The sequence below is a fragment of the Pseudocolwellia sp. AS88 genome, assembly GCF_030551755.1.
Taxonomy (GTDB): domain Bacteria; phylum Pseudomonadota; class Gammaproteobacteria; order Enterobacterales; family Alteromonadaceae; genus Pseudocolwellia.
This window is the reverse complement of sequence record NZ_JAUPEC010000001.1, coordinates 140,393-163,793: the sequence shown is the minus strand read 5'-3', so window position 1 is coordinate 163,793 and position 23,401 is coordinate 140,393. Positions and strand designations below refer to the sequence as shown.

The 23,401-nt window shown below is 34.3% G+C and carries 21 protein-coding genes; 11 read left to right on the top strand and 10 right to left on the bottom strand.

The genetic code is table 11. From position 1 onward, the window contains the following. The first annotated feature begins 1 nt into the window (after position 1). Both ybfE and fldA read left to right on the top strand, forming a co-directional pair. The gene (ybfE, locus tag Q5N69_RS00725) at positions 2–277 is read left to right on the top strand and encodes a LexA regulated protein (protein ID WP_304366680.1); all 276 of its coding nucleotides are present in this window, start codon (positions 2–4) and stop codon (positions 275–277) included. Between the two features lie 59 nt (positions 278–336). Further along, the gene (gene fldA, locus Q5N69_RS00720) at positions 337–864 is read left to right on the top strand and encodes a flavodoxin FldA (RefSeq protein ID WP_304366678.1); all 528 of its coding nucleotides are present in this window, start codon (positions 337–339) and stop codon (positions 862–864) included. 71 nt (positions 865–935) lie between these two features. On the opposite strand, the gene Q5N69_RS00715 is transcribed toward fldA, so the two are convergent. Then, on the bottom strand, positions 936–1,412 hold the full coding sequence (locus Q5N69_RS00715; RefSeq protein WP_304366676.1) for a DUF4442 domain-containing protein: 477 nt from the start codon (positions 1,410–1,412) through the stop codon (positions 936–938). 168 nt (positions 1,413–1,580) lie between these two features. Here Q5N69_RS00715 and fur point away from each other — a divergent pair, with 168 nt between their 5' ends. Continuing rightward, positions 1,581–2,024: a ferric iron uptake transcriptional regulator gene (fur, locus tag Q5N69_RS00710; protein WP_304366674.1), complete on the top strand. Its 444-nt coding sequence runs from the start codon at positions 1,581–1,583 to the stop codon at positions 2,022–2,024. A 101-nt stretch (positions 2,025–2,125) separates the two neighbouring features. On the opposite strand, the gene glnS is transcribed toward fur, so the two are convergent. After that, positions 2,126–3,802: a glutamine--tRNA ligase gene (gene glnS / locus Q5N69_RS00705; protein ID WP_304366672.1), complete on the bottom strand. Its 1,677-nt coding sequence runs from the start codon at positions 3,800–3,802 to the stop codon at positions 2,126–2,128. 428 nt (positions 3,803–4,230) lie between these two features. Here glnS and lepB point away from each other — a divergent pair, with 428 nt between their 5' ends. Beyond that, a complete protein-coding gene (gene lepB / locus Q5N69_RS00700; RefSeq protein WP_304366669.1) occupies positions 4,231–4,905 on the top strand; it encodes a signal peptidase I in 675 nt (224 codons plus the stop codon). A gap of 115 nt (positions 4,906–5,020) precedes the next feature. On the opposite strand, the gene Q5N69_RS00695 is transcribed toward lepB, so the two are convergent. Together Q5N69_RS00695 and Q5N69_RS00690 are read right to left on the bottom strand one after the other, a co-directional pair. Beyond that, on the bottom strand, positions 5,021–5,389 hold the full coding sequence (locus Q5N69_RS00695; RefSeq protein ID WP_304366667.1) for a Rieske 2Fe-2S domain-containing protein: 369 nt from the start codon (positions 5,387–5,389) through the stop codon (positions 5,021–5,023). Between the two features lie 177 nt (positions 5,390–5,566). Next, entirely contained in the window at positions 5,567–5,755 is a 189-nt protein-coding gene (locus Q5N69_RS00690; protein ID WP_304366664.1) for a hypothetical protein, read from the bottom strand. Positions 5,756–6,270: 515 nt separating this feature from the next. Here Q5N69_RS00690 and Q5N69_RS00685 point away from each other — a divergent pair. The 6 genes from Q5N69_RS00685 (at position 6,271) to Q5N69_RS00660 (ending at position 12,217) form a co-directional block, all read left to right on the top strand. Then, positions 6,271–6,768, top strand: coding sequence for a hypothetical protein (locus Q5N69_RS00685; protein WP_304366663.1), 498 nt, complete (start codon positions 6,271–6,273; stop codon positions 6,766–6,768). Between the two features lie 144 nt (positions 6,769–6,912). Then, entirely contained in the window at positions 6,913–7,227 is a 315-nt protein-coding gene (locus Q5N69_RS00680) for a hypothetical protein (RefSeq protein WP_304366661.1), read from the top strand. A gap of 357 nt (positions 7,228–7,584) precedes the next feature. Continuing rightward, entirely contained in the window at positions 7,585–9,336 is a 1,752-nt protein-coding gene (locus Q5N69_RS00675) for a CHASE domain-containing protein (protein ID WP_304366659.1), read from the top strand. 38 nt (positions 9,337–9,374) lie between these two features. Next, on the top strand, positions 9,375–9,797 hold the full coding sequence (locus tag Q5N69_RS00670; RefSeq protein ID WP_304366657.1) for a response regulator: 423 nt from the start codon (positions 9,375–9,377) through the stop codon (positions 9,795–9,797). Positions 9,798–9,883: 86 nt separating this feature from the next. Further along, positions 9,884–11,575: a bifunctional diguanylate cyclase/phosphodiesterase gene (locus Q5N69_RS00665; RefSeq protein ID WP_304366967.1), complete on the top strand. Its 1,692-nt coding sequence runs from the start codon at positions 9,884–9,886 to the stop codon at positions 11,573–11,575. A 234-nt stretch (positions 11,576–11,809) separates the two neighbouring features. Further along, positions 11,810–12,217 carry a VF530 family DNA-binding protein gene (locus Q5N69_RS00660; protein WP_304366655.1) on the top strand — a complete coding sequence of 136 codons (408 nt, stop codon included), beginning with the start codon at positions 11,810–11,812 and terminating at the stop codon, positions 12,215–12,217. A gap of 345 nt (positions 12,218–12,562) precedes the next feature. On the opposite strand, the gene Q5N69_RS00655 is transcribed toward Q5N69_RS00660, so the two are convergent. From Q5N69_RS00655 to Q5N69_RS00645, 3 genes are read right to left on the bottom strand one after another with little or no spacing between them, the layout of a single operon-like run. Then, a complete protein-coding gene (locus Q5N69_RS00655) occupies positions 12,563–15,697 on the bottom strand; it encodes an efflux RND transporter permease subunit (protein WP_304366653.1) in 3,135 nt (1,044 codons plus the stop codon). Continuing rightward, positions 15,694–16,977 carry an efflux RND transporter periplasmic adaptor subunit gene (locus Q5N69_RS00650; RefSeq protein WP_304366652.1) on the bottom strand — a complete coding sequence of 428 codons (1,284 nt, stop codon included), beginning with the start codon at positions 16,975–16,977 and terminating at the stop codon, positions 15,694–15,696. Before Q5N69_RS00650 ends, Q5N69_RS00655 begins: the two co-directional genes overlap by 4 nt. 2 nt (positions 16,978–16,979) lie before the next feature. Beyond that, positions 16,980–18,374 (bottom strand): TolC family protein, encoded by a 1,395-nt coding sequence (locus tag Q5N69_RS00645; RefSeq protein ID WP_304366650.1) that lies wholly within the window; start codon positions 18,372–18,374, stop codon positions 16,980–16,982. Between the two features lie 582 nt (positions 18,375–18,956). Between Q5N69_RS00645 and Q5N69_RS00640 the strand changes: the two genes are divergently transcribed. Then, the gene (locus Q5N69_RS00640) at positions 18,957–19,526 is read left to right on the top strand and encodes a DUF5610 domain-containing protein (protein WP_304366649.1); all 570 of its coding nucleotides are present in this window, start codon (positions 18,957–18,959) and stop codon (positions 19,524–19,526) included. A gap of 166 nt (positions 19,527–19,692) precedes the next feature. Here Q5N69_RS00640 and eat read toward each other — a convergent pair whose 3' ends face one another. Genes eat through Q5N69_RS00625 form a run of 3 tightly spaced genes read right to left on the bottom strand, consistent with a single transcriptional unit; the run spans position 19,693 to position 23,339 of the window. Further along, the gene (gene eat / locus Q5N69_RS00635) at positions 19,693–21,087 is read right to left on the bottom strand and encodes an ethanolamine permease (RefSeq protein WP_304366647.1); all 1,395 of its coding nucleotides are present in this window, start codon (positions 21,085–21,087) and stop codon (positions 19,693–19,695) included. Positions 21,088–21,105: 18 nt separating this feature from the next. Next, complete coding sequence (eutC, locus tag Q5N69_RS00630; protein ID WP_304366645.1) at positions 21,106–21,942, bottom strand: ethanolamine ammonia-lyase subunit EutC; 837 nt, start codon at positions 21,940–21,942, stop codon at positions 21,106–21,108. Further along, entirely contained in the window at positions 21,939–23,339 is a 1,401-nt protein-coding gene (locus Q5N69_RS00625) for an ethanolamine ammonia-lyase subunit EutB (protein ID WP_304366643.1), read from the bottom strand. Before Q5N69_RS00625 ends, eutC begins: the two co-directional genes overlap by 4 nt. Positions 23,340–23,401 lie beyond the last annotated feature (62 nt).

The window sequence follows — 23,401 nt, the reverse complement described above, 5'->3', positions numbered from 1 at the left end:
TATGGCTAAAGAAGTATCAGACTTAACAACAATTGATTTATTTCAAGATGAGAAACGTCCAGGACGCCCTAAAACAAATCCTCATTCACGCAGTGTACAAATAAAGATCAACAAAAGAAATCAAGTAAAACGTGATAGAAATAATGGTTTAAAACGTGTTGAATTTAAAATTCACCAATCATTATTTGAACAACTTGAGCAGTTAGCCGACAAAGAAGGTGTTAACCGCAGTCAATTGATTGAAACTCTACTTACGCAAGCGTTAAAAAATATTTAAAATTAAATGTTCTAACCTCTTATTAGGGTGTTAGATTATCGATAAAAGGTTATAAGTACATGGCAATTGTAGGTTTATTTTTCGGAAGCGATACAGGTAATACAGAAGCTGTTAGTAAAATGATCCAGAAAAAACTGGGTAAAAAGCTAATTGAAGTTAAAGATATTGCAAAAAGTACGAAAGAAGAAATAGCAGAATTTGATTTACTTATTTTAGGTATACCAACTTGGTACTACGGTGAAAACCAATGTGACTGGGATGATTTTTTACCTGAGCTAGAAGAAATCGACTTTACTGACAAGCTAGTTGCCATTTTTGGCTTAGGCGACCAAGAAGATTACTCAGAGTATTTTTGTGATGCTATGGGTCCTCTTCGTGATATCGTTGAATCTAAAGGTGCTATCTTAGTAGGAAACTGGCCAACTGAAGGTTATGAATTTGAAGCCTCTAAAGGTTTAGTTGATGACAATACCTTTATTGGTTTATGTGTTGATGAAGATAGACAACCAGAATTAACTGATGAGCGCGTAACAAAATGGGTTAATCAAATTCATGATGAAATGTGTTTAGCGGAATTTGCTGAATAATATATTTAGCCATTTTAAAATAAAATCTAAAAGCTTAATGTTAAATACGTTAAGCTTTTTTGTTTTAGACCTTATGAGTTAATCACTCTCTTCTTCTTTTTTCGAACATAAAGGGTTTTAGTTACTTTTGCGATAACTTGATTATTTTCGTCTTTGATATCAATAGTAAAGCTAGGTAAGTATTTTTCACCGTTTTGGGCTATAGCTTTAATATTATCAATAATCTCATCAGTTAACTCAAAATCAGCATAAATCTTGCCTTTACCTGGTTTAATAAAATCTATATCTGAATACTTATCCCATACATAATGTTCATCTCTTAAGTGATGCATAAGCATCAGCATATAAAAGGGATCTGTCATGGCAAATATAGAACCACCAAAATGTGTACCTACAGCATTCTTATTCCAAGCACTTAACGATAGTCTAACTCTCGCGCTTTTATAATCAGATGATAAAGATACTAATTTAATACGAGAAAAAAATAAAGGTGGCCAAATATTAAGTAAGGCCTTCATTAGCCATGATTTTCTAAACATCCATTCCATATTTTTAACCTATATTTGATAAACAATCACATCGTACCAGTTAACTTTAGCATAATATAATAAGGAAAAAGTTAAATTAAATAAACTAAAATCCAACAAACCCTTTCAACCGCGGCAATAAACACCTATAATTTTCTATTAATTATTAATAAGTAAAAACAGAATTATATGCCTGATCAAAATGAAGAACTAAAACGCGCTGGTTTAAAAATAACTCTTCCGAGAGTAAAAATTCTTTCTATATTACAAGATCCAGCTAATCAACATATAAGTGCTGAAGATGTTTATAAAATTCTTTTAGAGCAAAATGAAGAAATTGGTTTAGCAACTGTATATCGTGTACTTAACCAATTTGATGATGCTGGTATTGTTTCTCGTCATCATTTTGAAGGTGGAAAGTCTGTATTTGAACTTTCTCATAAAAAACACCATGACCACTTAGTATGTTTGAAATGCGGTAAAGTGGTTGAGTTTGAAGATGACGTAATTGAAGAAAGACAATTAAATATTGCTAAAACTCATAATATCAAACTGACTAACCACAGTTTATATTTGTATGGTGAGTGTAACGATGTTGATGCTTGTGAAGAATATCGTAAAAGTAACTTTTAGGTATTAAAGATCTGATAATTTAATCAAATTAAGATTAAATACTTCTTATAAAAAAACCGACATAACATCGGTTTTTTTATAGCTGCTGATTAGTTTAATCACTAAACATCCATTTTAGCCCAAGTATCTCTTAAGCCTACTGTTCTATTAAATACCAGCTTACCACTCTCACTTGTTTGAGCTGAATTATCTAAACAAAAGTAACCCTGACGTTCAAACTGAAAAGCTTGTTCAGGTTTAGCATTCACTAAATAAGGTTCAACTTTAGCTTTTGTATTAATAATAAGTGAGTCAGGATTAATAACCGAGTTAAAATCTTCAGCTGCGCTAGGATTTGCTACAGTGAATAAACGATCGTAAAGTCTAATTTCAGCGTCAACACTTTGTTCCGCAGATACCCAATGAATTACACCTTTAGGCTTAGTGCCATCAGTTGGGTTTTTACCTAATGTTTCAGGATCGTAAGTACAGTATACCGTTGTAACATTACCTTCAGCATCTTTATCACAGCGCACAGCAGTAACAACATAAGCACCGCGTAAACGTACCGCTTTATCTAATACTAAACGCTTATATTTTTTATTAGCTTCTTCTCTAAAGTCTTCGGCTTCAATGTATAGCTCTTTACTAAAAGGAACAATACGTGTGCCCTGCTCATCATCACTAGGATGGTTCTTAACCGTTAGTTCTTCAACTTTAGCTTCATCATAATTTTCAATAACTAACTTAATAGGATCAAGAACAGCCATAGCTCGTGGAGCATTATCATTTAAGTCTTCACGTATACAAGCTTCTAACACGCCCATTTCAACTGTGTTATCCATTTTAGTAACACCAATACGCTTAGTAAATTCTCTGATCGAAGCAGCTGAATAACCACGACGTCTGAAACCAGCAATAGTCGGCATACGAGGGTCATCCCAACCTGTAACTAATTTCTCATCTACTAATGTATGTAACTTACGTTTACTCATTACCGTGTATTCAAGATTTAAGCGTGAAAACTCATATTGATGCGGAGTGATATCGATAGACACATTTTCTAAAACCCAATCATATAATCTACGGTTGTCTTGAAACTCTAATGTACATAATGAATGCGTAACACCTTCAATCGCATCAGACAAACAATGAGTAAAATCGTACATTGGATAAATACACCATTTATCACCGGTTTGATGATGGTCGGCAAACTTAACACGATAAATAATAGGATCGCGTAAACACATGAAACTAGAGCTCATGTCGATTTTAGCTCTTAAAGAACATTCGCCTTCTTTAAAGCCACCCTCTTTCATTTTTTGAAATAAGGCTAAGTTTTCTTCTGGACTTGTGTCTCTGTATGGACTATTTTTTCCTGGTGCTTTCAAAGTACCACGATATTCACGTGTTTCTTCACCATTTAAAAAACATACATAAGCTAAACCTTTTTCAATTAGCTCAACAGCAAAACCATGTAAACGGTCAAAATAGTCTGATGAATAACGTATATCACCTGCCCACTCAAAGCCTAACCATTTAACATCTGCTTGAATTGAATTAACAAAATCAATATCTTCTTTTTCTGGGTTAGTATCATCAAAACGTAAATTACAAAGGCCTTTATAGTCTTGAGCGATGCCAAAGTTTAAGCAGATAGATTTCGCATGCCCTATATGTAAATAACCATTAGGCTCAGGAGGAAAACGAGTTTGCACAGTAGTATGTTTGCCGCTTTCTAAATCAGCATCGATAATTTGGCGGATAAAATTTGTTGGACGGTTTTCAGCTTCCGACATCCAAGGAACCTCTAATAAAATAGTGATAAAACATTAATTAACAGCATTATATCAACAGTTATAGCTATCTAATACTATTGTGCATAATTATTTCATATCATAATTACAATTAACCTGTAATAAAGATTACAGTACGAATAAACAACATAATAAATACAGTTTAACTCACTGTTATAAAACATATAAAAAACAGAACTACACTTAATCTAAATAGAGTATTTAAAGCACAATTTCTGATTTAAAAAGCTAGGCAAAAATTAGAGTTACCTACAACTCAGGTTTTAATATGATTTATTCGTTAAAAAGCTCTCTTTAACATTAGCTTAGTTTACTTTTCACACTTATTTACACTTCAACACAACAATTCAATAACTAATCGAATACAAATAAGACAAACTAAAAAATTTAAACAGCCAAAGGCGAAACTAATGAAATCATCTATCAGAGAAAAAACCAGAAGAATAATCAAAAGTTATGCCGGCATATTTTCATTTCTTATATTAATGGTATGTTTTAGAAGTGCAGTAGCTGATTGGTACACTGTGCCAAGTGGTTCTATGCAACCCACTATAGAAATTGGCGACAGAGTTATAGTTAACAAAATGGCTTACGATTTAAGAATTCCCCTAACAAATATTTCACTTAAAAAAATGAGTGAACCCAACAGAGGAGATATTATTGTTTTTGAGTCTGAAGCGGCAAATAATCGCCTGATAAAAAGAGTGATAGGTTTACCTGGTGATAATATATCGATGCATGATGAAGTGTTAACAATTAATGGTAAGCAGATAAATTATCAAGCTATTTCAGCTAAAAACCTACATAACCAAGCGATAGAAAATCTAATAGACTTAAAACACATTGTTAAATATGATCAAACAAAAAGTACTCATTTAGCTTCATTCAAAAACGTAACTGTTCCCGCAGATCACTATTTAGTATTAGGTGATAATCGTCGTAATAGTGCTGACTCAAGAGTTTATGGTTTTGTACCAAGAGATGAATTAAAAGGTAAAGCAGAAATCGTGGCTTTTTCATTAAACTACGATAATTACTACCTTCCTAAACCGGACAGATTTTTGCAAGATTTATACACGTTATAACCTTACAAATAAATGCATAGACAAAGACTGAATGAAGTTACATATATTGAATATTCTTACTTCCTATTCACTTATATTTTTATGTCTTTAGATGCTTTAATAAGGAGTATTTTAGCTAAACAGTTTTAGTAATAATGTATTGACCATCATGTTTTACTACTGCGTATGCTTGATTGAATTTACTGTAAATACAAATAGGTCTTTTATGAAGCGAGCAATAAACGTTTCCATCCGGCTTTAATGTATCTCTACTAATATCAGCGCCTTGATGCGGGCATGATGCCGAAATAGCACGGTAATCAGATTCCCCATTTGATAATATTAGTTGATAAATAACAACCTTCTGCTGAGAGTCAGTAAAGGGCAGAACCGCCATTCCTACTAAAACATCATCTCGACTTGTAGACTGAACATCCATTATATTGATGTTTTCATCTACTCTGCCACCAGCGGGGAAAAACGCCTTTAAACTTTCTTGATTCATATTACCTTCTCCTAAAATAATCCCAGTAGTTTTTATCAAGATTAAGTAATACGTTAGAAGTTCATTGATTTTTGAGGTTAAACGTATTTACCAATAAAACACTTTCAGCCTATGGGTAAGAGTAAGATAATAGATAGGCCTTTAACTTGTATATTTTAGCTATATTAAGATCTTAACTTATTGCTCATAACCATAAATATTATAGTCTTCAAACTGCTCTGAATCCTTGTTTAAGCGTTGCTGTTTTTTCATTATTTTAGTATTACGACGTTTATCACGCTTTTTACTATTTTCTTTCATTTCAAAAGCAGAAAATTCACTCATTTCTTCGTCATAATTTATTTGATCTGAATGTGAAGTAGACATATTAATTCCTAATTAAAGTTTTCCTTTAAATTTAATTGGTAAATATGATTTTTTTATGACAAAAAAATTAAAATTATAAAAATTAGTTTGAATAAAATTGAGACAAAAAAAATACGACCGAAGTCGTATTTTTATTTAATGTAAGCCTATCCTTGCTAATACTTCTTCCTGAAGAGTTATTTTCCCTAGCATCCTAGCAACATCCATATACTGCAAGTCTTCCCGACTTATCCTTAAACCTTCCGTGGGTAAAAGCTCCTGCTTTTTCTTAAATCCTATGTCGTCCTGACAAAAACAATATTAAAGAGTTTTGATATTTTACCTACTAGGTACAAATAAAAAAAACCTTGTCCTCTATATAAAAAAACAAACTTAACACTATTAAACAATAAGTTACAATAAAGCCCCAGACAAAATCATCTATATTTACATCGTTAACCTACGTATTTAGGGACAATGTCTCACAAAACTAATAGGCGTGATGGAAAATTTATTAATATAGCTAAAGTTAAGGTATGATTGACAACAAACGGAATAACGAGATAACGACAGGAATGCGTAAATTATTATCAATATTAGTATTAAGTTTTGGCTTTAACTATCACATAGATGCAGCGGACATTTACACCTGTTTAATAGATGGCACAACAACATTTAGTCAAATCCCATGTGGTGATACCGAACAAAAAATCGAAGTTGATGAACCACAATCTTTTAAATCTAGTCAACAAAGTTCAACCCAAAATTCAGAGAACATAACAAACGATCCGCAAAACTTCATTGTTACCCAAAAAATAAAAAAAACAGTCAAAAAAATAGAAGCGTTAACTAAGCAAAAGAATGACAAGTTAAGTGAGCTAGAAGCAAATTTTATGTCTGTAAGTAATAATAGAGCGGGCTCACTCCATCAAAACGAAATTTCTAAGCAAATAATATCTACTGACAAAACATACATAAAACTGATCAATGACCAAAAAGTCAAACTTGAAGAATTACAGAAATCACTCAATTAAAATTTTTCCTATGTAAAAATATTTAACCGTCTAGCGGTTATTTTTTTAAATCAAAACCTTTGTCATAATATTGTCATATTAATGTGTTAGCTAAAAGCCAACTCCCTTGCTAATATTATTTGTATTAAAGAAGAGGAGAATAAAATGTTTAAACGTATGTTAACAATGGCTGCCATTTTAAGCTTTAGCCAAGTTGCTGTAGCAGAAAAAACAGAAATATTTAAATGTATAGATGCTGCATCACTCAATATTCAAGAAGAATGTGTAGCCAATACTTTAGAACAAAGTAGTTTGAATAATGACTTTTATAGTGAGCTAGAAACTAAGACCTATGAATCAACTAACGATGCTTTTGCTTCGATCACTTATTATCCAAAACTCAATATTATAGAAGTTAAATCAATAGAGCCTAAAATTAGCAAAGCTGCCAATAAATCCAATTTACTAGCTAGCCGCTAGAATATACTTTAATCACTAAGATATTTTTAAGAAGGTGTTTAATTAGATTTGTCTATTTCAAAGCAATAAACACCCCTTAACTTTTAATATTATTTCACCTCTGTAGCACAAACATCTGACTTTAATTTAATAACTCATTATAAATAATTAAATAAATCAGAATAATGTATCAATACTAAATTCTCCTCTTTTTAAAAACCATCTATTATTAAAATCAATATATTAATACCAACAAACTAATCAAACACTTGAGTTATCAATCAAAATTTATTTATCCCAAAAAAATAAATATTTTATCGGTAAAGTTATAATTAACCGCTATAGTTAACTAAAGGAATAATAAGAGATATAGAATTGATGCTTGATCCGAAAAATATCCACGAAGAAAGAGAAAAATTACTAAAAGCAGGCCAAATGCATCTAGTACATTGGCTTATTGTGGTCCTCTCAATCGTTATTACATTAATCGCTTGGTATTATTCAAAATCACAATTAAACCAAAAACTTGAAGCTAAATTTGAACGAAATGCGGAACAAGTCGTCAATTTAGTAAAAGAAAGAATGAAGCTTTATGAAAACGCACTTTGGAGTGGCGTTGCCTATATAGACTCTGTTGAAACAGAAATAACCCAACCTCGCTGGGCTTTATATGCAAACAGTCTAAAAATAGATCTAACTTATCCAGGGATAAATGGCATAGGTATTATATATAATATTAAGCCTGATCAACTAAATAGCTATTTAGATGAACAACGACAATATAGACCCAACTATAAAATACACCCAAACCATACTGAATCTGAATATTGGCCAATTACATACATTGAACCCGTAGCGCCAAACAAAATGGCTGTTGGTCTTGATATGGCATTTGAAACAAATAGATATTCCTCAGTTAAGAAAGCTAGAGATACAGGAGAAGCCCAACTAACGGGGCCTATAACTTTAGTTCAAGACGCTAAGAAAACACCGGGATTTTTGTTTTATACTCCTTTTTATAAAAATGGGAGTAAACCCAAAAGCATAGATGAACGAAGAGATTTAATTGAAGGTGTTGTTTATGCACCTTTTATTATGAAAAACTTAATGCAAGGTACCTTGGCCGAAAAAAATAGACAAGTAAGTATTAAGATAACAGATTCGGGAGACATACTTTACGACGACAAAGATAATAAAAGCTTAACAGATTTTGATAATACCCCATTATTTACAAAACAAATTGATATCAAACTAAATGGTCGTGTTTGGAGTTTTTCTATTCAATCAAATTTAAGTTTTAGAAATGAATCAACCGCGAATCAATCTTCATATATATTAATTGGGGGGTTGTTTATAGACTCTATGCTACTTGGACTTTTTCTCTTTTTATCAAGAGCTAACAGACTCGCGCTTGATTATGCTGATAGGATAAATTCATCCCTAGAGACTAAAACCAAACATTTAGAGAAATCGAATAAAGACCTAGAACAGTTTTCTTATGTCGCTTCTCACGACCTAAAGTCACCTTTAAATGCAATAAAACAACTGGTTGGCTGGGTAAGAGAAGACTGTATAGATATCATCCCTGAAGAATCCAAAAATCACTTAGATATTTTAACTCAACGAAGTGATCGTATGATGAAATTACTCAACGATTTACTTGATTACTCACGTATTAACCGAACTGAATTTAAAAGTATATCGATCAATCTTAAAGAAATGACTAAAGATTTAGATAAATTGCTCGATATACCTAGTGGATTCAACATCATTGCACCAGATATCAACATTACAATTCCAGAAGTACCTTTTGAAATTGTATTAAGAAATTTACTTTCAAATTCAATTAAACATCATGATAAAGAAAATGGGACTATAATCATCTCTTATGAACAAGGAAATGACTTTCATATTATTACCGTAGAAGATGATGGACCAGGCATACCAGAAGAGTTTCATGAAAAAGCGATGGAAATGTTTCAAACGTTAAAACCAAGAGACAAAGTAGAAGGTAGTGGTATGGGCTTATCTATGATCAAAAAAATAGTCACTCACTACCAAGGAAGCGTGATGATACATTCAGATGGTAAACGTGGAACAAGAATACTAATATTTTGGAAAAAAAATTAATATTCTTGTAAACTTCGTTGATAAACAAGGAAAAGAATATGGCTGATGATACTGATGAGGTAACTTTATTACTCGTAGAAGATGATGATATAGATGCCATGATGATTAAGAGAAACTTTTTAAAGCAGCGAATATCGAATGAGATTGTGCGAGCTTATGATGGAATAGAAGCTTTAGAATTATTAAAAAGTAATAAAATTTCACGTCCACTAATCATTTTACTTGATTTACAAATGCCAAGAATGGGCGGAATTGAGTTTTTAAAAGCACTACGTGCAGATGATGAATTATCTGATATTGTAGTTTTTGTGTTAACGACCTCAGAATCAGAAGAAGACATGATATCGAGTTATCGTCAGCAAATAGCGGGATATTTTGTTAAAGGAAAGTCGGGCGAACAGTTCTTAGACATTATTAATGTCTTAGATAGTTACTGGAAAGTTGTTCGTTTACCTAAATAAAACTTTACATAACATTAAAGTATTTCCTTTTAACACTATGATAAAATTAACTAAATCACAATAGAATTGGAGTCCCGTTGCAACAGATGAATGTATTAATCGTTGATGACGATCTTGTTGATAGAGAACTAATAAAAAGAACTCTTAAACGCAGTAATATTACCTGCAAAATTACTGAAGTTGAATCAATAGATGATGCACTTACCCAGTTAAGTAACGCATCTTTTGATACAGTTTTACTAGATTACAATCTTCCGCAAAGAAACGGTATTGAATTATTATTGGAGTTAAAAGACGCCCCCAAAAGGCATAATATCGCCGTGATTATGATGAGTACGTCAAAGGAAGATGAATTAGCTCTTAATTGTATTAATGCGGGCGCGCAAGACTTTTTAGTAAAAAATGAAATAAACGCCTTCAGATTACAACGAGCAATTATTAATGCTCAAGCTCGTTCAGATCTTGAAAAAGAGTTATACCAAAGTTATCAGTACACCAAAAAACTTTCAGAGCACGATAGTTTAACGGGTTTATCTAATCGGTATTTTTTTGATGAAGCTTTAATAAGAGATATAAAAAGCCACCAAAGAGACCATACGATTCTTGCATTGCTCTTAATCGATCTAGATCATTTTAAATATGTAAACGACAATTTTGGACATGATATTGGTGATCAGCTCCTTATTGAAGTCGTTAAAAGAATAAGTGGTTGCTTACGAGGCAATGAAGTTTTCGCAAGATTAGGCGGTGACGAATTTGCAATTACATTAAAGCACTTAACATCTGTGAATGGTGCAAGCATTGTTGCCCAACGCATTATTAACTCATTAAATGAACCCATTATTATTGATAAACATTCTATTCGTTCAGGAGCAAGCATTGGTATAGCTATTTGTCCTTGGGATAGTACAGATACGAAAGAATTATTTAAATTTGCTGACATAGCAATGTACAAAGCTAAAAACAAAGGCCGTAGTCAATTTTCATTTTTTGAAGAAGAAATGCAAAAAGAATTTTTAGCTCACTTCACTATTGAAGACCAATTAAAAACAGCCATTAATAACAACAACTTTTATTTAAATTATCAACCCGTAATCGATTCAACAACCGAACAACTAACTGGTGTTGAAGCACTTATTCGTTGGAATCTAGACGGTGAAATGATCAGCCCAGACACCTTTATTCCTATAGCTGAAAAGTCACGTTTAATTATTGAAATTGGTAAATGGGTTTTGCAAGAAGCCATAAAACAGCTAAGTTACTGGAATCAAAGTCGTCTTGTGCCTATGACCATGGCAATTAATTTATCTTCACGCCAACTAACAGATGAATACCTACTTGATTTCATCAGCAATTGTCTGAATCAATATAAAGTCCCAGCACATTTAATTGAATTAGAATTAACAGAAACAGCGTTAATTGTAGAGCCAGATAAAACAGAGAAAGTTATTCAAGGATTAAGTGACTTAGGCTGTAAGATTTCACTCGATGATTTTGGTACAGGTTTTTCATCATTATCACATTTGCATAGTTTTCCGATAGATATTGTAAAAATAGATAAATCACTAATGCCAAATGCAACATCTAAAGAAAAAGTAAAACAATTACTCACAGGCTTAGTGGTAATGATCCAATCTTTAGAGCTTGAAATTGTTGCTGAAGGTGTTGAAACAGAAAGTGATTTAAACTTCTGTAAAAATTTGAATGTAGATAAAATGCAAGGCTATTTTTTTGATAAACCTTTACCTGCAGAAGAATTAGAAAAGAAATACTTATAGAATAAACATTTCTAAAATAACACTATAAATCAAAATAGACGTTATTTTAAATGGTAGAGCTAATAGACTATAAAAAGTGGATAAAATATAAAAACCTAAGATAAGTATATTAGATCTAATTATTACCCCAAAAAAATGAGGACTATGTAATAAAACTATCTAAACACTCGAAGGAAATTTATAATAGACATCATATCAACATATTAATTCACACAAGTGACAAAAAGGCCAAACATGACTACCGAAAACCCATATCATAACAACCCTCTTCACGGCCTAAAACTAGAAACCTTATTAAATGAAATAGTAGATCAATATGGTTTTGAATTGCTTGATGCTTATTTAAACATTAATTGCTTCAGAAAGAACCCTAGTATTGCTTCAAGTATTAAATTCCTGAAAAAAACAGATTGGGCTCGTGAAAAAGTAGAAGCCTTTTATTTGTATCAATATAAAGGTCTTCCTAAAGCTGATGATGAGCAATTTTTATTGCTACCACGTGCACGTATTGTACCTGCCGATCAAAGTCCTAAAGAGCCTGCAGACTTGAGTTTTGAAGATGCTGAAAGGTTAAGAGCAAAGAAAGCAATAAAAACACGAGAAAGAGCTGCAGGTAAAGCTAACCCTTGGGGAAATAGTTAAGTTAACTAATATACCAGAGCAAGCTTTAGATAGCGTTTACTTCTAAAGCTTGTAAAATAAAACATTCTACCCACCTCAACGTTAACCTCTAAAGCCTTAAAAGAAGCCTTCAAAAATTGAGATGACTTAAACATATCATTCCTTACTTTCTTCTAGGACACGATAGTTAATCTTAAAATCATCTCGAACTAAATAGGCAACTAAGGTAGGAGGTTAAATAACAATGTTAGGCATAATCGCTTATCCCAAGTTCAGGTTAAGTATTATGTCTAAATTAAACATAAAATGATTACATTAGATTTATTGCACTTATTAAAAATTAATAAGTGCAATTTATTACATATATTATTCAGCAGCTTTAACCGAATTATCACTCAAATATAAGCCTTCTTTATTACCACTAAATAAAGCTTTTATATGTTCCACAATTAAGTAATTTACCGGTACTAAAATTAATGTAATAAAAGTAGCGAATAAAATACCAAAGCCTAATGAAACCGCCATAGGAATCAAGTATTGTGCTTGAGTAGACTCATCAAACAATAAAGGTATTAAACCAATAAAGGTTGTTAAACTAGTTAATATTACCGGTCTAAATCGCGCAGCACCTGCCGTTAATACAGCATCCATAGTTGCAATACCTTCAAGACGTTTTTTATTGATAAAATCGACTAAAACTAATGAGTCATTAACAACAACACCTATCAATGCCAGCATACCTAATACACTAGTGATCGTTAAATCCATACCAACAATCCAATGCCCAATAACAGCGCCTATCATGCCAAAAGGTATAATACTCATCACAATAATAGGCTGTATATAAGACTTAAATGGAATGGCTAATAGCGCATAAATAATAAAGAACACGAACAACAAACCAATAAATAACGAATTAAACGATTCACTCTGTTCTTTTGCTTCACCTTCTAATGTGTAATTAATTCCAGGATACTGAAGTAACAGCTCATCTAAGTACTCAGTCAAATCAGCTTGCAATATCGTCATATTGGTATTTTCTTTCTCAATATCCGCAGTAATGTTAACGGTACGATATAAGTTAATTCGAGTTATTGTAGAAGGACTTGTCCCTGGAATTAATCTAGCAACATGAGAAAGCGGAACGGTTCCACCACTTGGTGTTGAAATAAGAATACTCTCAAGATCAGCCATAGTGCGTCGCTCTTCTAGTGGTAAACGCACCATCACTCTCACATCATCTCGACCACGCTGAATACGTTGTGCTTCAGAGCCAAAAAACGAGCGTCTAACCTCACTAGCAACAGAGTTTCGGGTCAAGCCTAATGCTTTACCTTGTTCAGTTAATTCAATACCAATTTCTTGCTTACCATTTGATAAACTATCAGCAATATCAAACACAGTTGGGTAGGTTGCTAAACGTCCTTTAACTTTTTCTGCTACGGCATTTAACGTTTCTAATGAAGTACCTGATAATTGCACGTCAATAGGATCTGATACTCGTCCTCTTTCCGCTCTGAAAGTCACACTTTCAGCACCAGGTATTGCACCAATTAAACTACGCCATTCTTTCGCTAAATCGCTTGCACCAATTAATAACTCACGAGATTCTGGTGGTGTAATTTCAAAACGAACACTACCTACATTTGACGTACCACCACGACCACCTGTAGAAGCGAGAATATTTAGCACTACGCTTTTATCAGTTGAAGGTTCTATGTATTTAGCTTGAAGTTCTTCCGCTTTTTCTGCCATTTTCATGATGTGTTGATTGGTTAATTCAAACGGTGTTCCAGCAGGTAATACAACTGTTGCACTGATTGTTTCGCCAGGAACTCTTGGGAAGAAAATAAATTTAGTCCAACCACTAACAACTAATGTAAGAATAATTAAGAAAACCGCAGTAAAACCAAGAACAGTTGTGGCTTTATTTCTAATCGCTACTCTTAATATCGGTTGATAATAACGAAGTATAATAGCTTCAAAACCATCAGCAAAACGTTGTTGGAATTCTCCAAACTTGGATCTTTTAGTTTTCTCAGAACGTAGTTTTAATCGCTTAAGATGTGAAGGTAAAACAAACTTCGATTCTATTAATGAAAACAATAAAACGGGAATAACAATAACAGGTATCTGAGTAAATAATGCACTACGATCACCTTCAATAAAATACAAAGGTAAAAATGCCGCAACGGTTGTTAAAATACCAAAAGTTACAGGAACAGATACCTCTTGAGTACCTTTAATAGCAGCTTCTTCACCAGACTTAGCAGTTTTTAAATGGGAGTAAATATTCTCCCCCGTAACTATGGCGTCATCCACCACTATCCCTAGCACTAAAATAAAAGCAAAAATACTGACAACGTTTAAAGTAACACCAAAAAACGGCATCATTATAAAGGCACCCATAAATGAAATTGGGATACCAATAAACACCCAAAAAGCAATGGATGGTCTTAAAAATAAAGAGAGTAAAGCCAGTACTAAAATACTGCCTTGAAAAGCACTTGAAGCAAGAGTTGAAATACGGTTTTTAACAATTTGAGAATCATCATCCCAATAACTTAACGCAAAACCCTCAGGTAAAAGTTCTTGTTGTTCATCAATATAGTTTTTAACCGCATCAGCTACTTCAATAGCACTTTGTTGCCCAATTCTATATACATCAATAAATACGGCTTGCTCGCCATTAAATCGAGCTCTAACCGGCGTTTCTTCAAAACCATCGGTGACTGTAGCAATGTCACCTAAAAGAATTATTGAACCGTCAGGGTTACTTTTTACTACGATCTCATCAAAAGCATCTTTACGATAAGCCTGCCCTTTAGAACGTAATAAAATATCTCCACCTTCAGTTCTTAAATTACCAGCAGATACATCTATACTGGAATTAGCAACAGCAGACGATATTTCATTAATGGTTAAATCATATTGTCGCAAAGTATCTTGAGATATTTCTATCGCTATTTCGTAATCACGTACGCCAGCCAATTCAAGCTGGGTAATGGTTGGTATTTTTAATAAGTCGTCTCTTACTTTTTCCCCATATTCACGAGTTTCCTTTTCACCGTAAATACTGGTAACTGTAACAGCAATAACATCTCTTTTACGTGTAGCTAAAGCAACAATCGGTTTTTCAGCATCAGCTGGAAATGTATTAATCGCATCAACACGGCTTTTAATATCAGAAAGTATTTCACGAGGTTCATAACCACTATCAACTTCGATAGTAACAGATGCACTGCCTTCTGATGAGTTACTGCGGATCTCTTTAATACCTTCTAAATCTTGTATCGCTTCTTCAATACGAATAGAAATCCCCTGCTCTACGTCTTCAGGTGTCGCTGCACGCAAAGAAACACTAACACTGATAGTTTCGGCTTCAGTAGTAGGAAATATCTCTAGAGGGATCCGCATGCTTAAATTGTATAAACCGGCAAATAATATTGTAAGTAGCAGTAAGTTTGCTGCCACATGATTTTTGGCAAACCAAGCTATCATGAGTTATTCACCTTATCATTATTACCTTCACCTTTTTTACCCTGGCCTTTTTTACCTTCGCCCTTCTTACCTTTACCATTTCGAGGGCCACTGCGAGGTGCTACTGGCTCACCAGCAATAAGTACACGAGTTCCAGAGTTAATTTGTCCAAGGGCAGTTATCACCAAGTTATCACCTGCAGATAGTCCTGAACCAATAATAGATTCAATACCATTTTGCCAAGTGACTTCTATATATTTACGCTTTAAAACCCCTTCTTCAACTATGTAAACATAACTACCTTGGTAAATTGAGCTACTTGGAACAACAAGTGCACCTTCAACTTTTTTACCTTCTATGGCCGCGGTAACATATTGACCAATTTTAATTTGAGCAGTTTGGTTATTACTTTCATAAGGTTTATCAATTTGTGCAACAACATAAAGTTGCTGAGAGTCTTCATCTATAGCACTTTCAGTACGCACAATATTACCTTGCCAAACTTGCTTGCCAATTAAGTTAGACGAAATAACAACATTACCTAATGCTTTATCTTCATTTGCATCATTAATGTATTCTTCAGGTAACTTCATTAACGCTAAATCTTTATTTTTTATAGGTAAACGAATTTCAACATAGTCTGCAGCGTAAATATCAGCTAACGCTGTTGTACTTGACACAACCTGTCCAATATCAACATTCTTTGTAAGAATTCGTCCTGCATAAGGAGCTATAATTTTTGTTCGCTCTAATGCTAAATTCGATTTCTCAAACTGTGCTTCTGCAGATAAAACTTGAGCTTGTGCTGCAGCAAGTTGTGGTTTACGTAACACTAAGTCTGAAGCTTCTTTACCATTACCTAGGCGTTTCCAATCTGTTATTGCTTGCTCACCTCGGGCTTTCTCTTCTGCATAGTTTTGTTTAGCTTCAATTAAAGCCGCTTCAGCTGTTTTTGCTTCAGATCGAAAATCTCTATCATCTAATTCAAGAAGTACATCACCTTTATCAAAAAAACCACCATCACGAAATTGCGGGCTCACTTTAATAATTTGACCTGATACCTGAGAAAATAAAACACTTTGTGTTCTTGGGGCTACAGTACCAAAACTTTCAACGCTTACTTGATAGCTGCGCGGTATAAGCTTTTTAACTTCAACCGTCATTTGAGGAGCATTGCTTGCTTCTTTACGTTTACTTTCTGGTGGATTTGTTTTAATCCAATAAACCAAAGCAGCAGTTATCACGACAACGCAGAGAGGTACTATAAGTTTACTGATTCGAGATTTTTTATTGTTTGTCATGTTTATTCAGCCTTTGATTCTGCAGACACAGCGGTAAAGTCACCACCCAGTGAAAGGTGTAAGTTAATACGGTTCACAATTAATTGATTTTGTATGTTAATTAAATTAGCTTGAGCATCAAATGATCGAGCTTGAGCTTCAAGTACCGTGGTGTAAGTTACTAAACCACTTTGGTATTGCTCAAAAGAAAGTGTTGCCGCTAACATAGCGTTTTCTTGTGCTGCTAACGTTGTTTCATAACGTTGTCGTAGACTTTTTTCTACTGATAACGCATTTTCAACATCACTAAATGCACCATATAAATCATCTAAATAGGTTTGCTCGCTTTGTCTAAGCTCTGCACGTACTATTTCCTCGTTCGCTTCTAATCTTCCAGCATTAAAAATAGGAGCAGAAATACTACCAATTAAAGACCAAGCTAAGGAAGAGCTACTCAATAAGTCACCAATATCATCGGCTGAATCACTTAATGAAGCAGATAAGTTAATACCAGGAAAACGTTGTTTATGTGCGTAAGCTAAACCCGCATCTTTAGCAAGTAGTTGATACCAGCTAGATTTTAAGTGAGGTTTTCTACTAATCAGTTCAGAAGGTAACCCTAAAGGAATATCATCTTTAATTTCAGGTAATTGAGCATTAACATCGAGAGTGCCTGTTGGGTATTTCCCCATTAATCGTTCTAATACTCTTACTTGCTTAACTTTCTCAACTTCTTGTAATGCAACTTGTGATAAAGCGGTATTGAGCTCATTACGTATCAAATACACATCAAGCGCTTCATTAAGACCTGCTTGATAGCCAGCTTCAATTATCATTAAGTTTTCACGAGAGTTGGCAGCTTGCTTTTGATATAAATCTAAAAGCTTATTTGCTTCAATTACAGCTAACCAACTTGTTACTACATCTACAACTAATTGTTGTTTCGCTTGTTCAAACAAAGCTTTTTGCGCTAAGTAATTATACTGGTCTTCACGTTCTGCCGCTGATAACTTGCCCCAAATGTCGACTTCATAACTTAAGTCTAAAGATAACTCGTTATCAGATGAATAAGTTGTAGGCTGTGTTGATTTAATTCGACTGCTTTGCACCGACAAATCAAGTTCTGGCCATAATTGACTACCTGAAACAATCACATTTTGCTTAGATATATCAACTTGATAAGCCTGTATTTTTAATTGATGATTAGCTTGTAATGCTTGTTCAACTAACATGTTAAGTTGACTATTGTTAAATTGAGCTAACCAATTATCTTCCACTTTTAGAGCGGAGGAAGCTTGTTGCCAATTTGTAGGCGGAGTTACATCTACTATTTTTTTATCGATTTCTGACAGGTTTCCACATGAAAACAAAAATAGACTACTAAAGATTATAAAACCGTGCCGAAAAGTGCAGTTCATAAAACGATTAACCTTAAAAGATGGCAAAACAATAATTTATTGCTACAACGGAGTTAGCAATAAAATTTAGCTTATAAAGCATAAAGATATAGTAGCTTTATAAATAAAAATTAATAGATACCATTACATAAAATATACAAAAAAAATGTTACGTTTTATGTGTAAATAGAACTATTTATAACTCAAGATAAAACACTTAAAACCAAGACGTTTTACTAAGTTGGTCTACCTCAAACTATATGTACCAAAGTGCAAGTGTAAAAAAGCATGTCAAAAAATAATGATAAGTAACGTTTTACAAAGCTTACGTATAGTTTCAATATATTATTTTTGGAGCGACCTAATGTCTAAAACGATAAAAAGATTAAAAAGGTTGCAGCATTTTTAAATAATAAGAGTTTTATATTATTTACAAAGCACCACGTATTTAAAGAACAGCTAAAAGCTGACAAAACACCTCTGAAATTACTATAACAAGCCCTCTTCAAACTCAATGCAAAGAAAGATTAGCGAGTTTAACTGTACAGCTAACAATAAACGACTAAACTAGTTTATAAAACATACATCATAAATGAGGTTCTCATGGCTATATCAAGCGTTAGTAATCATACAGCATCGGTAGAGCAAACTAAGCCGTCATATAATATTGCTGATATGAAAAAAGAAAGCGATAAGAGAATTGTTGAAGCCCAACTAGAGGTAAGCTTAAAAGATGGCCCGAGTGTTATGTCACTTTTATTTCGAACCGCAATAGAAGAAATCAATAAGCACATGCCAGCTACAGGCAAAGAAAGCACAATAGAAAAAGCTTATGAGAACAATCTAGATGTATCTTCAGAAGCTACAGCAAAACGTATTATTACGGGGGCGACAGCATTCTTTAATGCATACAAAGAACAAAACAGCGATCTGAGTGAAAGTGAAGCACTTACCCAATTTATGGGTGTTATTCGCAGCGGTATAGATACCGGGTTTGGTGAAGCACGCGATATATTAGATAAACTATCGGTTCTTGAGGATGAAATTGCTAGCGAGATTGATTTAACTTATGACTTTGTACAAGAAGGTTTAAACGACTTCAGTCAAAAAATAACAGCCAAGCTTGAAGAAGAAAATGCTGAAATAAACACTGAGGAAACAAAGAACACATAAATTAATTTGAATATTTATATATGTAGTTAGAGTGAGAGTAAAAATATTGATTAACTTTGAAAATCAAAAAGCCTTATATTTCCCTACAAATAATCAAAAAAACCAGAAACCTACCTTACTAAAATAGGTTTCTGGAAAGACTAATAACAATTAACTGTAGTTATTGTTAATCCGTTGCTAGTTCACTTTCCGCTTGAGATAACAGTGCAAATTCTTCTTCAGCAGTGCTCGCTACTAAATTATTTCGACCAATCAAAGCATAATAAACCATACCGATAACAAACAATATTAAAGTAAAGTAAAATGCTCTTACGTCATATGCATATACACCTGTTAACGCGATTAACGACAATACAAATGAAATGCCTGAAGTAAAAATACCACCTGGCGTTTTGTATGGACGGTTCATTTCTGGCTGCTTAATACGTAGTAATATATGACTACCCGACATCATGGCATAAGATACGGTCGCACCTACTACAGCCATTGACAACATTAAGTCTCCTTCACCTGTCAACGAAAGTAAAAATCCCAAAACACCAGGCACAATTAGTGCGCGCACAGGTACTTTACGTTGACTTGTTAATGACAATTTTTGCGGTAAATAGCCAGCACGAGACAAGGCAAACACCAAGCGGCTATAACCATAAATGATAGAAAAGAATGAAGCGATCAACCCCGCTAAACCTAATACATTCACCATAGTGGCGATCTTAGGGTTACCTGTCATATTTAACGCGTCAACTAAAGGTACAGCACTGGCACCGGTAGCTTGAGCACCAGCAGCACCAGCAACAAGTACAACAACGAGAACAGCTGTAAATAATAAGAAGATCATCGCTGCAATAATACCTTTAGGCACATCTTTAGCTGGGTCTTTAGCTTCTTCTGCGGCTAATGGCACACCTTCAACAGCAAGGAATAACCACATGGCAAAAGGTAATGCCGCCCAAACACCATAATATCCCATTGGCAAAAACTCAGTGCCATTAGCAAGCGGTGCAATATCAAATAAATTATCTACACTGAAATCTTGTAATAACACGACACCTGTTGTGATAATCGCCAGCACAGCTAATGCGCTGATTACCATCATTACTTTTAAGGCTTCACCAACACCTAAAACATGAATACCTACAAAAATGATATAGAAAGCGGCATAGACCATGGGGCCATCTATACCTAATAATTCATTAACAGCAGAACCGATAAAAATAACAATCGCTGCAGGAGCAAGGGTGTACTCAATTAATACAGCTAAACCTGTTAGATAACCCCCAACCGGTCCCATCGCTTGTCGTGCAAAACTATAACCACCACCAGCAGCAGGAATAGCCGCCGACATTTCTGCTAAAGATAGAACCAGTGTTAAATACATAATCCCCATAAGCACAGCGGCAATAACAAAACCGCCCCACCCAGCTTGAGCTATACCAAAGTTCCAGCCAGCAAAATCGCCAGATATTACGTATGAGACACCCAAACCAGCAAGTAAAATCCAACCTGCGGCTCCTTTTTTCAACTGTCTTTGTGCGAGATATTCTTCATTATTAGTCGTCATAAAACTTCCTCTACTTTATTATTTTTTTGTTAAACAGAATTGTTGTGTATCAGTTACTTCAAGTAGTGAGTCATCTGAACGATCTTTAAGACTCACACCTGAGAGCTCTCTTCGGTGCGATTCATTTAATAAGTAATACCCTTTGTGCGCCGCTGCGTGATATTTCAAACCTTCAGGACGTATATTTGAAATACAATTCCTTAAAGAATCTTCGGTACCACGTTTAGCATTCCATGTTAAATATAAGCCCATGCTGTCTGGTGAACTTAAGCCTGGACGTTCGCCAATCAGTAAGATCAACTGCTTAGCATTTAACGCCTCACACACATCATCACCAACAGCCACACGCCCTTGCTGAACAACGCAAATAGGTGCTATGTGCCAATCTTTATTTGAGTCTTCATGTAATTGATTAATAAATAATTCGATAAAGGCTTTGGCATGATGACTAATTGCATAAGAAGATAAACCGTCAGCAACAACAAACACTAAATCGTAACGGCGATCAGGAGATCGCTGTAATTTAGAAATAGAAACTTCATCTAATTGGCGACCTAAATCAGGACGTTGTAAATACTCCATACGATCACGAGCTTTACTATGTAATACCTGCAGAGGTAAATAAGGTTGAAGTAATTCAGATTGCCCAAATTGTTCTGCTAGTTGTTCAACATCTAATGGTACATGTACTGCGTCAATAGCTTGAGCATGTGAAAGCTGAAAGCGTAATAACTCTTCGGTAGGAATACTGGTTCCTACACGGCCTAATCCAATACGTGCATCGGTAAATTGGCGTAACTTTTCCCATGGATCTTTTTGAACAATATTTTGTTCAGAGGATTTGATATTGCTCATAACTGTTCCTTAATCATATTTAAAGGATGAGCAAAGCTATCTGGTAACTTATTAGTTAATTGAGTGAGTCCATGATCTGGCGAGATTTGCATCTTTTTAAGCCATAAATCAAATTCGGGAGCTGGACGAAGACCTAATACTTGGCGAGCGTATAAAGCATCATGAAAAGACGTAGTTTGATAATTCAGCATAATATCGTCTGAACCTGGTATGCCCATGATAAATGAACATTCAGCCACACCTAACAAGGTCAACAAATTATCCATGTCATTTTGGTCTGCATAAGCGTGATTGGTGTAACAAATATCACAGCCCATAGGTAAACCTAAAAGCTTGCCGCAAAAATGATCCTCCAAACCTGCACGAATAATTTGCTTACCATCAAACAAATATTCAGGACCAATAAATCCAACAACAGTGTTAACGAGTAAAGGAGCAAACTTACGCGCTACCGCATAAGCTCGGGTTTCACAGGTTTGTTGGTCAACACCATGATGACCATTAGCTGAAAGCGCACTACCTTGACCTGTTTCAAAATACATAACGTTATTACCAACCGTGCCACGCTTTAACTCTAAAGCCGCTTTATGAGCTTCATCTAAAATATTTAGATTAACGCCAAACCCCTGGTTAGTGGCTTCAGTGCCACCAATAGATTGAAAAACCAGATCAACTGGAGCACCTAGCTCAATAGCTTCAATAGTGTTTGTTACATGGGTTAGAACACAAGATTGAGTAGGGATCTCATAATGTTGAATAACATCATCCATCAACTTCATTAACTTAACAGCTTGAGAAACACTATCGGTAGCAGGATTAATCCCTAAAACAGCGTCACCACTGCCATACATCAAACCATCAAAAATAGTAGCCGCAATACCATTAACATCATCAGTCGGATGATTAGGTTGTAAGCGAGTAGATAAATGTCCCGGTAAACCTATGGTGTTACGAAATTTAGTTACGATATTGCATTTTTTAGCCACTAAAATAAGATCTTGGTTACGCATAATTTTACTTACCGCTGCAACCATCTCAGGTGTTATGCCGGCACGAATACGTTTAAACTCAACTTCAGTGGTAGCTTCTTGCAACAACCAATTACGAAAATCACCAACGGTTAAGTGAGAAATCTCAGAGAATGCACTCGCATCGTGCTCATCTATAATTAAACGCGTTATTTCATCTATTTCATAAGGAATAACTGTTTCTTGAAGAAAAACCTTTAATGGCAACTCTGCCAATAACATTTGAGCTACACCTCTTTGCTCTGCTGAGAGTGCAGCAACACCAGCAAGTTGATCTCCTGATCTCATAGGAGAAGCTTTTGCCATCAGATCAGCAAGGTTATCAAATTGATAAACATGAGTTCCTAACTGATAGCGATAATTAGACATTTTAAATACCTTAAATAAATTAGGCGCAAACTTTGCAAACGATGAAAGATATAGTAGCTTAG